Source organism: Bradyrhizobium pachyrhizi, assembly GCF_001189245.1.
Classification (GTDB): Bacteria; Pseudomonadota; Alphaproteobacteria; order Rhizobiales; family Xanthobacteraceae; genus Bradyrhizobium; species Bradyrhizobium pachyrhizi.
Window position 1 is genome coordinate 39,019 of record NZ_LFIQ01000079.1, and the last position, 10,573, is coordinate 49,591.

Below are 10,573 nucleotides of genomic sequence, written 5' to 3' on the forward strand. Positions count from 1 at the left end.
GGGAGAGTGTGTGCGCTAGCCATCATCACCCTCCCTGCCGCGGCGTGATGATCTCGATCTCGTCGCCGGCTTTCAGCGTGGTCTCGGCCCAGCGGCTCTTCGGCACCACGTCGTAGTTCAGCGCGATCGCGAAATGCGTGCCCTCATAGTCGAGCTCGGCCAGCAGCGCATCGACGCTGACGGCACTGATCTCCCGCTGCTCGCCGTTGACGATCACGCGCATTGCATCACCTCATTGTCGATTTCGCCGCGCGAAAGATAGGCGAGCGTCAGCTCGGCCAGCGCCGGCGCCAGCAGGAAGCCATGACGGTAGAGTCCGTTCACCGTGATGCGTTCCTGCTCGATCCTGATTTTCGGCAGGTTGTCGGGAAAGGCCGGACGCAGGCCGGCGCCGAATTCGACGATGCGCGCCTCGGCGAATGCCGGATGCACGACATAGGCGGCGCCGAGCAGCTCCAGCGCCGAGCGCACGCTGACGCCGTTGTCCTCGGCCTCGATCGAGGTCGCGCCCAGCATGAAGCGGCCGTCGCCGCGCGGGATCACGTAAAGCGGCCAGCGCGGATGGATCAGCCGCACCGGGCGCGCCAGCTCGACCTCGGAGGTCTCGATGATGATCATCTCGCCCTTGACGCCGCGCAAGCTCGGCTCGCGGTCGCGCGCGGCAAGGCCGCGGCAGTCGATCACGACGCCGTCGAGATCGGCTGCCTCGGCGTCGCTGCCGAACTTGATGGCGCCGCCGGCCTTGGCGATCGCGGCATGCAGCCGCGGCAGCACGCGGCGCGGCTCGACATGGCCCTCGTCGGGATAGAACAGGGCGTCACGGAAACGGCCCTCGAGCGATGGCTCGAGCGCGCGAACGCCCTCGGCGTCGATCCGGCGATGGCCGGTGGTGAGGCGGGCAAAGCGCTCGAAATCGGTGCGGTCGCGCGGATGCGCCACCACCAGCGAGCCGTTGAACGGGGTTTCCGGAACATGCTGCCGCCACAGCGCGAGCGAGCGGATGCCGAGCCGGGAGATTGCCGGCTCGGAGGCCTCCGCCTCGCACCACGGCGCCAGCATCCCGCCGGCCCAGTGGCTTGTGGATTCCGTCATCGCGGCGTCACTGCGCTCATGCAGGGTGACGGCACGTCCGGCCTCTGCGAGCAAGAGTGCATGCCAGGCGCCGGCTATGCCTGCGCCGATGATGGAGACGGGGGAATCCCCCCGCGGTCTTGACGTCTGATACATCCCTGTCCCTTCGCCGGCATGACCCGGATCAGGTTCAAAGGGTCACCGCGGTCCCGGACTATTCGCCTACTGGCTAGTCCAAGCTTGCGGTATCTCAGCTCCTCCTTCGGAGCACCCCTCGGAACGCCCCTAATGTAGGCGGATGGGCTCGTGTGTCAACTTGTATGCCAGACGCGTTGACAGGCGGCGTCGAGGATGGCCGGCACGCGCCGTGGGGCTGCGCGGACGCGATCGGTGCTATTTTTCGGCCTGTTCCGGCTTCGGCTCGGCGGTATCGGCCGTCATTTGCTCCGACTTGTGCTCCGACTTGGCGAATTCCTTCGGCGGTGCACCCGCGCCGCCATGCTTCGCTTCCTTCAGGTGATCGCCGCGCTGGCGCTTTGCGACGTAGTAATACCCGCCCGCGAAATAACGCACGGCTCGATCGTGATTGCCATTGGCGGCGCGATAGGCGCCGGCGAGGTACTTGATGCCGTATCTGAGGTTGGTCTGGGGATCGCGCAGACCCTCGGCGGTACCGGTGTAGCCGAGGCCGCGTGCAGTGCCGAGCTTGATCTGCATCAGCCCGATGGTGCCGCCGCGTCCGATCAGCTGCGGATGGTACTTGCTCTCGCGCACGATGACGCGATGCACCAGCTCTTCCGGCACGAGGTTGGCCTGGGCCTCGGCCGCCACCATCGCCTCATATTGCGCGCGCGATTGCGCCTGCGCGCTCGCGCAGGACGCCAGCAGCGCGATCGCGGCAAGGCAGCCAAGGGCTTGTACGGTCTTCATCTCAATCGCTCGGGCTTTCAGATGCGCGTCGGTTCTGCGGTCTCATTGGTACGGCGAGCGGGCAGGAATGTGGCAAAACCTTCGCATCAGCGAACGTTATGCATCCGTGATTTTCCGGTCATGGGGTGAAAGGACGACGCGATTGCAAGACGGATGCTTCCTTCAACCGTTTCAGCCAAAATTGTCTTGGCCTGCCATTTCCTTCTAATTTTTCTGACTAATTTTGCCGCACGCTGTCCACAGCAGTTTGTCGTGCAAACGATTCAATGAAGGTCTAAGCTTCATCCACGACAGAGCGTGCGAGCGTTCAGTCAGCAGCTCTGTCCATTGCAAGCACGCAAAAAACAACATTCGGGAGATGCGCCATGGTCCGTCAGGACACCGGCTATATGCCTCGCGAAAATCCCTGCGCGCAATGCGGCAAGCCGATCGCCCGCCCTGATTGGGTGGAGCACAGCGAAGGCCGCTCCTCGTTCTTGTGGAATTGCCGCGCCTGCAATTACCGCTTCGAGGCCATCGCGATCTACGAGGAAGCGGAGCTCATTACGCCGCTCGCCGCCTGACGTCTCCTCATCGCATCAGCTTCGGCTGATCAGGCCGCGGATTTCTGCCGCTGCAATTGCTGTTGCCGCGCCGGCAATTCGATCCGGACCACGAGCCCGTGCGGCTTGCGATCGTGCAGCGACAGCGTGCCGGCATGCGCGAGCACGATGGCGTTGGCGATCGACAGACCAAGGCCGAAGCCTTCGGCCTCATCCATGTTGCGCGCCTGGTCGCCGCGCACGAACGGCTCCAGCACGCTCGCCTTGTGCGCATCCGAAATGCCGGGCCCGTCATCCTCGATGTCGACGACGAGGCGGTCGGGCCTGACGTCGAGGCGCACGGCAACTTCGCCGCCGAACCGCACGGCATTCTCCACCAGATTGGTGATGCAGCGATGCAGGTCGGCCGGTCGCGCGGTCGCCATCGCGTGCTGCGGGCCCGCGTAGCTGACCTTGTGTCCCATGTCGGCGAACTGATCGGTGACGAGGTGCAGCGTGCTCGCGATGTCGACCAGCGTCATCTCCTCGAGCTTGCGGTCATTGCGCAGGAACGACAGCACCGATTCCAGCATCGAGCGCATCTGGTCGAGGTCGCGCAGCATGCGGTGGCGGTGGGTCTCGTCCTCGATGAATTCGGCGCGCAGCCGCATCCGTGTGATCGGCGTGCGCAGGTCATGGCTGATCGCGGCCAGCATCTTGGTGCGATCGTCGATCAATGCGGTGATGCGCTCGCGCATCCGGTTCAGCGCCCGGGCCAGCGAACGGATCTCCTCCGGACCGCGCTCGGGCAGCGGCGCGGCGGCGCCGTTCAGGCTGAAGGTCTCGGCGGCCTTGACGAAGGACGACAGCGGCGCGGTCAGCGCCCATGCCGCCCACAGGCCGAGCAGGGTGACGCTGATGACGGCGAACAGCACCGTCATCATCCACGGTCCACCCCAGAACGGCCGCATGTGCTGATCCGGCGTCAGGTTGGCGGCGAACATGGCGCCGTCGGGCAGGCGGATCGCGACGCGGCGAATGTCGCCGTCATGCGGCGTGCCGCCAGCCTCGCGCGGCAGCAGGAAGATGCGATAGCCGGCGCCGAGCCGGCGCAGCGCGTGCAGGCTCGGCGTGTCGGTTTCGGTGAGCGCGCCGGCATCGGCCGGCAGGTCGCTGATCGCAAGTTGTGGGAAGGCACGGGCGACGTCGGCCACGAGCCGCGGCCGCTCCGACGCCGGGGCATGCCCGAGCAGTTGCGCGGCGGCGGCGAGCTGGGTGTGCCAGCGGTCCGAAGGCTCCACCCGATCAGGGCGATGGATCAGGAAGGTGGCGGTGATGATCAAATGCAGCGCGACGATCGAAACGACGACCAGCGCCGCCATCTGGGCGCCGATCCCCCGCAGACTCAGCACGCGCAGCAGCTTCATGGTCAGTTGTTCGTGGCGGCAACCGCCTCCACCCTCGGCGTGAACACATAGCCGCCGGAACGCACCGTCTTGATCATGGTGGCTTCCTGCGGATCGGGCTCGATCTTGCGGCGGATGCGGCTGACCAGCACGTCGATCGAACGTTCGAACGAGCCGGCGCTGCGGCCCTGGGTCAGGTCGAGCAGGCTGTCGCGCGACAGCACGCGGCCGGGCCGCTCGCAGAAGGTGCGCAACAGGTCGAACTCGGCGCTGGTCATGGCGACGCGTGCGCCTTCGGGGTTGCGCAGCTCGCGCAGGCGGATGTCGATACGCCAGCCGAGGAAGGTCAGCGTGGTCGCGCCCTCGATCGCGCTGGCGTTGCGCGCGGCGGCCTGCCGGCGCAGCACCGCGTTGATCCGCGCCAGCAGCTCGCGCGGGTTGAACGGCTTTGCCAGGTAATCGTCGGCGCCCATCTCGAGGCCGAGGATGCGGTCGACGTCCTCGCCGCGCGCGGTCAGCATGATGATCGGCGTCTGCGATTCCGCCCGCACCTTGCGGCACAGGCTGAGGCCGTCCTCGCCGGGCAGCATGACGTCGAGCACCAACAGATCCACGCGGTGGTCGGTCATCGCCTTGGCCATCTCGCGGCCGTCGGAGGCGGTCGTGACATGACAAGAATTGGTACGGAGATATTTTGCGATAAGGGACCGCGTCTCGCGGTCGTCCTCGACGACAAGGATATTGGGCGCAGCCTGGGTCATACCGATCTTTTTGTCCGTGATTCGGGGAAAGCGGCTCAGGAATTTTGTTTCAGTGTGTGTCTGAAATCTTGCCCGGCTATCCGGGTTAACAGGTCGGCGGCAGGGAGAAAAGTTATCGTTCTTTCATCAATCCTGATGCCCCGGAATGCGGGCAGAACCCTCCCGGGACAGCGCCCTGGCCGCCATGGCAGCCGGAGAAAGGGCAGGGCGGCTGTCGCATCCGGGGGCGGAACCCGTTACCCCGGCGACGCGTTATTTCCCTTTCAGGTCAAGGAGGGTGAGATGGCTGTCGAGGTCGGGACCAGGCCGCATCAGCTCATTGCAAGCGACCGGGTCGAGGGGACGGCGGTGCGCCGGGCCAATGGCGACATGATCGGCCATATCGAGCGGCTGATGATCGACAAGATCTCGGGCAAGGTATCGTACGCGGTGTTGAGCTTCGGTGGCTTCCTGGGCATTGGAACCAATTTGATCCCGCTGCCCTGGGGCCGGCTGCACTACAACCCGAAGTTCGAGGCCTATGAGCTCGACATCGAGGACGAGGAGCTGAAGCGCGCGCCGTCGTTCCGTGCCGACAAGGATTTCGATTGGGGCGATCGCTCGCAGGAAGTCGAGCTGCATCGCTTCTACGGCGTGCCGCCCTATTGGGGCGGCTTCTGAGCGCGCGCCAACATGCGCGCATGACGACGCTCGTCGATCGATGATGCGGTCGCCGGGGCGAGCGCGCGGCTTGTGCAGCGCGGTTCGCCGGGACGACTTAGTGAGCCAAACATCGTCACATCATGGACTGCGCGTCCGGCGCAGTCGTGAGGCTCAACCGCAAGCTCACTTGTGAGATCACGATCGCTCTCGTCAAGCGGCGCAGCGTTCCATGCGCTGAAGGTCCTCACCCTGTTCCTCGGCCATCCAAGCGGCTTTTGAGCGCAGGCCCGTTAGGAACGGTTGCGAAGATGACGGGTTTTCCCAGCATCGATTTTGCGAGAGGAGAGCCATCAATGTTGGTCAAATCCATCATCGCCGGCCTCGCCGGCACCGCGCTGCTTGCAACCGTCGCCGTTGCGCAGACGCCAACCGATAAGGGCGACAAGATGTCTCCTGCGGCGTCGACGTCAGCCACATCAGCCACGTCGCCGGATTCGTTCAAGGGCAACTGGCGCGCGTCGAAGGTCGTCGGCCTCAGCGTGTACAACGACGCCAATGAAAGCGTCGGCTCGATCAATGATCTGCTGATGGAGAAGGGCGGTACAATCAAGGCGGTCGTGATCGGCGTCGGCGGCTTCCTTGGCGTCGGCGAGCACCTGGTCGCGGTCCCGATCGACAAGGTGAAGTTCGTGAGCGAGCCGATCGCCTATACCGGCGCCTCGAACACCGGCGCTGGCAGCACCAGCAAGACGACCACCACGGGCGCCGCGCCTGCGGCGGCGACGTCGAAGCCGAATCCCTGGTATCCGGATCACGCCGTGTTCAATGCGAGCAAGGATGAGCTGAAGGCGATGCCGGAATTCAAGTATTCGACCGACTAACGCGTCGCGTCCCCTGCAAGAGAAGAGCGCGTCCGGTTGCTGCCGGGCGCGCTTTTTGCTGGCCGGATGGATAAAATTTGGGAAGAGTGTAGGGAGTAGGTTAGGCGATCCAATTCGGACAGCGCGTCGCAATCATCATCAACCCTTACGTGATCATTCGTCAAATGGCTGAAGAATCCGATGCATGACAGGGACCGCGATGGCGGCGATCCCGCGATAGCCCGGATTCGCGGCCGCTACCCGCAATACACGCGGCGCCGGTTGGCAGGCTTTGCGGAGCGGCTGCAACAGAAGCTTCATGCCGGCCGAGTGCCGGTCACCTCGCTCGCGCTTGCCGGTCCCACCGAGCGGATCAGCCTCGAGGACGCGCTCAAGCTCGATTATCGGCCGGTCCCATTGGGCGAGACGCTGGGACCGCTTTGGGCGACTTATTGGGTGCGGGTCGTGGCCGAGGTGCCGCAGGACTGGGCCGGCTCGCGCGTGGATCTGTATTGGGACAGCCGCTCGGAAGCGCTGCTTTGGCTCAACGGACGTTCCTCGCAGGGTCTCAATCCCGGCCGCCACATCGCGCCGCTCGTTCAGTCGGCGAGCGGAGGGGAGACGATCAGCTTCCATGTGGAGGTGGCCTGCAACGGCCTGTTCGGTGCGTTCTGGAGCGATCCGCAGGCCTACGCGCTGGTCGCCTGCGAGCTGCGCTGCTTCGATCCCGAGGCCACGGCATTCTATTTCGACTACGAGGTGCTGCGCCAGCTCGAGGCTGACCGCGATCCCACGACAAAGTCGAGGTCATACGGAGCTGTCGGAGAGACGGCGCAGCCGGCGCTGGATCGGACCTGGGCGGGGCGCCTGCTGCACGATCTCAACCGCATCTGCAACATCACCGATCCCGACGACCGCGCGACATGGCCGGCGGCGCGGGCGATCCTCGATGGCCTGCTCGCGGCACGAAATGGCAGCATCACCCACGAGATGTCGGCGATCGGCCACGCCCATCTCGACACGGCATGGCTGTGGCCGCTGGCGGAAACCCGGCGCAAGGCGCAACGCAGCTTCTCCACGGCGGTGGCGCTGATGGAGCGCTATCCCGATTTCAAGTTCGCCTGCTCGCAGGCCTATCAGTATGCCGTCATCGAGCAGAATGACCCTGACCTGTTCGCCCGAATTCGCGCCAAGGCCGCCGCCGGCCAATGGATTCCGGTCGGCGGCAGCTGGATCGAGCCGGACTGCAATCTGCCGTGGGGCGAGTCGATCTGCCGGCAGTTCCTCTATGGTCAGCGCTATTTCGAGCAAACGTTCGGGGCGCGCTCCAGCGTGTTCTGGAATCCCGACGTGTTCGGCTACGACGCCCAGCTGCCGCAGCTGATGCAGTCGGCGGGGATGTCGCGCTTCCTGACCCAGAAGCTGTCGTGGAACAAGTTCACCTCACCGCCGCATCACAGCTTCCATTGGCGCGGACTGGACGGCAGCACGGTGCTCGCGCATTTCCCCCCGGCGGACACCTACAACGGATCGGCGCAGGTCGCGGAGCTCCGCTATCACGCCGCCAATTACAAGGACGCCGACCGTTCGTCCGACGCACTCTATCTGTTCGGCTATGGCGACGGGGGCGGCGGTGCCGACGAGACGATGCTCGAGACGTTGCAGCGCGCAAGGGACTTGCAGGGGCTACCGCGGATCCAGATTCGCTCCGTCGACGAGTTCTTCGACCGCCTGGCGATATCAGCGCCGGATCTGGCAACGATCGAAGGCGAGCTCTATCTCGAATATCATCGCGGCACCTACACCACGCAGGCCGAGACCAAGCGTCTCAACCGCGCTTGCGAGGCCGGCCTCCAGGCACTCGAATTCGTGACCACTGTCGCGGCTGTCTGCCGGCAACCGGCACCATCCGCACAGGAGATCGAAGTGCTGTGGCGCACGCTGCTGGTCAACCAGTTCCACGACATCATTCCCGGCAGCAGCATCCGCGAGGTCTATGAACGTGCGGAGGTCGAACTCGCCGGCGTGGCGGAGGAGGCCGGGCGTCGCACGCAAGCCGTGCTGGCGACACTGTGCGATCCCGAAGACGGCAATTGGACACCCGTCAACACGCTGGGCTGCGCGCGCGCCGAGGTCGCGTCCGACCCCGACGGCGAGCTTCGTCACATCGTCGCCGCGCCGTTTGCGGCGGGCGAAACGACGACGACCGGCGATCGTGTGGTGGTCGCCGCCGATCCGGACGGATTCGTGCTGTCGAACGCGCGGCTCGAAGCGCGCATTGATCGCAGCGGGCTCGTTCGGTCGCTGCTGCATGTTGCGACCGGCCGCGAGACCTTCGCATTACCGGCCGCCCGGCTGCTGCTGCTCGATGACCGGCCGCTCGATTTCGAGGCATGGGATATCGATCCGTTCGCGCTCGAGACCGCGCGCGAGGTGACAGGGGAGGTAAGCTGCGCCGTGTTGTCGGATGGCGGACTGCGCGGCGAAGTCCGTTTCGAGCGCGGGCTCGGCCGCACGAGCCGGCTCGCGCAGGTGATCCGCCTCGATGCCGGCGCAGATCATCTCGAATTCGAAACCACGGTCGATTGGCAGGAGCGCAAGACGGCGCTGAAGGTCATGTTCCCCATCGCCTGCCGTGCATCGAACGCAACCTATGAAACCATGTTCGGCGCAACCGAGCGTCCGACCCATGCCAACACGGATGCCGATGCGGCCAAGTACGAGGTGCCCGGGCATCGCTGGGCCGATCTCGCCGAGCCGGATTTCGGCGTGTCGCTGTTCAGCGACTGCCGTCACGGCTATTCGGCGTTCGGCAACCAGCTCGCGCTGACGCTGTTGCGCGGCTCCGAATTGCCTGATCCCCAGGCCGATATCGGGCGGCACCGGATGCGCTATGCGATCTATCCCCACCACGGCGACTGGCGCAGCGCGGACACGGTCGGGCGCGCCTTGCGGTTCGAGCGTCCGGTGCTGTGGACGAAGGGAAAACCACGCGCGCCCTTGCGACGATCGCTCCTGACCGCGTCCCCGGCCAACGTGATCGTCGATACGATCAAGCCCGCTGAGGATGGAGACGGCTGGGTGGTGCGGCTCTACGAGAGCGCAGGCATTCGCACCCCCGCGGCGCTCGAATTCGGCGTCGACATTGCGTCAGTTTGGATGAGCAACACCCTGGAAGACCGCATCGAGGCCCTGCCGACCGAGGATCGGGGATGCCGCCTGGCGCTGCGTCCATTCCAGATCGCAACGCTGCGGGTCTTCCAGGCGTAATGCTTGCAGCGACGTTCGCCCCGGCTTGCGGGGCACGGCATTGGCAGCCGCGGGATTCCGTCTGCTATAGCTCGGCTTGCGCGGAGAGACCGGATCGCATCGCTAGATGCGATCCGGTCTGGCGTAGCCGTCAGTTCGACTTCACCAGCGGACAGCCGCCCTTGTCGAGCGGACGGAACGCCTCGTCGCCGGGCACGGTGGCGATCAGCTTGTAGAGGTCCCACTCGCCCTTGGATTCCTCGGGCTTCTTGACCTCGAACAGATACATGTCGTGCACCATGCGGCCGTCAATCCGGATATGGCCGTTCTTGGCGAAGAAGTCGTTGACCGGCGTGGCGCGCATCTGGGCCATCACCTTCGGCGCCTCGTCGGTGCCGATGGCCTCGATCGCCTTCAGGTAATGCATGGTCGCCGAATAGAGGCCGGCCTGGATCATGGTCGGCATATGGCCGACCTTCTCGTTGAAGCGCTTCGAGAAGGCGCGGGTCTCGTCGTTCATGTCCCAGTAGAAGGCGTCGGTGACGATCAGGCCCTGGGTGGCCTTGATGCCGAGCGAATGCGTGTCGGTGATCTCCTGCAGCAGCGCGATCATCTTCTGGCCGCCTTGGGTCAGGCCGAACTCGGAAGCCTGCTTCAGCGCGTTGGTGGTGTCGCCGCCGGCATTCGCTAGCGCAACGACCTTGGCCTTGGAGGCCTGCGCCTGCAGCAGGAAGGACGAGAAGTCCGACGAGTTGAGCGGATGACGCACGTCGCCCAGCACCTTGCCGCCGCTCTCCTTGACGACATTGGCGGCATCGCGCTCCAGCGCCATGCCGAAGGCGTAGTCGGCGGTGACGAAGAACCAGGTGTCCTCGCCGCGCTTGACCATCGCCTTGCCGGCGACGTTCGACAGCGCGTAGGTGTCATAGGTCCAGTGCACCGTGTTGGGCGAGCAGGCGGTGCCGGTGATATCGGAGGAGCCGCCGCCGGAATTGATGTTGATCCTGTTCTTCTCGCGCGTCAGCGCCGAGATCGGCAACGCGACCGACGAGGTCGGCACGTCCAGGATCGCGTCGACCTTGTCGTTGTCGTACCAGTTGCGCGCGATGTTGACGCCGACGTCGGGCTTGTTC

The 10,573-nt window shown here is 65.2% G+C and carries 10 protein-coding genes and 1 riboswitch; of the genes, 4 read left to right on the top strand and 6 right to left on the bottom strand.

Annotated features, from left to right (window positions below):
- Nucleotides 1–25: 25 nt before the first annotated feature.
- The 3 genes from thiS to AKL29_RS17470 all read right to left on the bottom strand — a co-directional run bounded on the left by thiS (nucleotide 26) and on the right by AKL29_RS17470 (nucleotide 2,001).
- A complete protein-coding gene (thiS, locus tag AKL29_RS17460; RefSeq protein ID WP_050385001.1) occupies nucleotides 26–223 on the bottom strand; it encodes a sulfur carrier protein ThiS in 198 nt (65 codons plus the stop codon).
- Nucleotides 214–1,227, bottom strand: coding sequence for an FAD-dependent oxidoreductase (locus tag AKL29_RS17465; protein ID WP_050385002.1), 1,014 nt, complete (start codon nucleotides 1,225–1,227; stop codon nucleotides 214–216). Before AKL29_RS17465 ends, thiS begins: the two co-directional genes overlap by 10 nt.
- Nucleotides 1,215–1,356: riboswitch (TPP riboswitch) on the bottom strand. Its footprint overlaps the gene before it by 13 nt.
- Nucleotides 1,357–1,464: 108 nt before the next feature.
- Nucleotides 1,465–2,001 carry a lytic transglycosylase domain-containing protein gene (locus AKL29_RS17470; protein WP_050385003.1) on the bottom strand — a complete coding sequence of 179 codons (537 nt, stop codon included), beginning with the start codon at nucleotides 1,999–2,001 and terminating at the stop codon, nucleotides 1,465–1,467.
- Between the two features lie 365 nt (nucleotides 2,002–2,366).
- Here AKL29_RS17470 and AKL29_RS17475 point away from each other — a divergent pair, with 365 nt between their 5' ends.
- Nucleotides 2,367–2,564 carry a hypothetical protein gene (locus AKL29_RS17475; protein WP_028332600.1) on the top strand — a complete coding sequence of 66 codons (198 nt, stop codon included), beginning with the start codon at nucleotides 2,367–2,369 and terminating at the stop codon, nucleotides 2,562–2,564.
- A 29-nt stretch (nucleotides 2,565–2,593) separates the two neighbouring features.
- Here AKL29_RS17475 and AKL29_RS17480 read toward each other — a convergent pair whose 3' ends face one another.
- Both AKL29_RS17480 and AKL29_RS17485 read right to left on the bottom strand, forming a co-directional pair.
- Nucleotides 2,594–3,949 (bottom strand): ATP-binding protein, encoded by a 1,356-nt coding sequence (locus AKL29_RS17480; RefSeq protein ID WP_050385004.1) that lies wholly within the window; start codon nucleotides 3,947–3,949, stop codon nucleotides 2,594–2,596.
- A gap of 2 nt (nucleotides 3,950–3,951) precedes the next feature.
- The gene (locus tag AKL29_RS17485) at nucleotides 3,952–4,689 is read right to left on the bottom strand and encodes a response regulator (RefSeq protein WP_018273044.1); all 738 of its coding nucleotides are present in this window, start codon (nucleotides 4,687–4,689) and stop codon (nucleotides 3,952–3,954) included.
- 282 nt (nucleotides 4,690–4,971) lie between these two features.
- Here AKL29_RS17485 and AKL29_RS17490 point away from each other — a divergent pair, with 282 nt between their 5' ends.
- The 3 genes from AKL29_RS17490 (at nucleotide 4,972) to AKL29_RS17500 (ending at nucleotide 9,461) form a co-directional block, all read left to right on the top strand.
- Nucleotides 4,972–5,349 carry a PRC-barrel domain-containing protein gene (locus AKL29_RS17490; RefSeq protein WP_028332598.1) on the top strand — a complete coding sequence of 126 codons (378 nt, stop codon included), beginning with the start codon at nucleotides 4,972–4,974 and terminating at the stop codon, nucleotides 5,347–5,349.
- A gap of 335 nt (nucleotides 5,350–5,684) precedes the next feature.
- Nucleotides 5,685–6,212 carry a PRC-barrel domain-containing protein gene (locus AKL29_RS17495; RefSeq protein WP_028332597.1) on the top strand — a complete coding sequence of 176 codons (528 nt, stop codon included), beginning with the start codon at nucleotides 5,685–5,687 and terminating at the stop codon, nucleotides 6,210–6,212.
- Between the two features lie 180 nt (nucleotides 6,213–6,392).
- Entirely contained in the window at nucleotides 6,393–9,461 is a 3,069-nt protein-coding gene (locus tag AKL29_RS17500; RefSeq protein WP_050385005.1) for an alpha-mannosidase, read from the top strand.
- 130 nt (nucleotides 9,462–9,591) lie between these two features.
- Here the strand turns inward: AKL29_RS17500 and AKL29_RS17505 are convergent.
- On the bottom strand, nucleotides 9,592–10,573 hold a 982-nt coding region (locus tag AKL29_RS17505), incomplete at its 5' end, for an ABC transporter substrate-binding protein (RefSeq protein WP_244482110.1).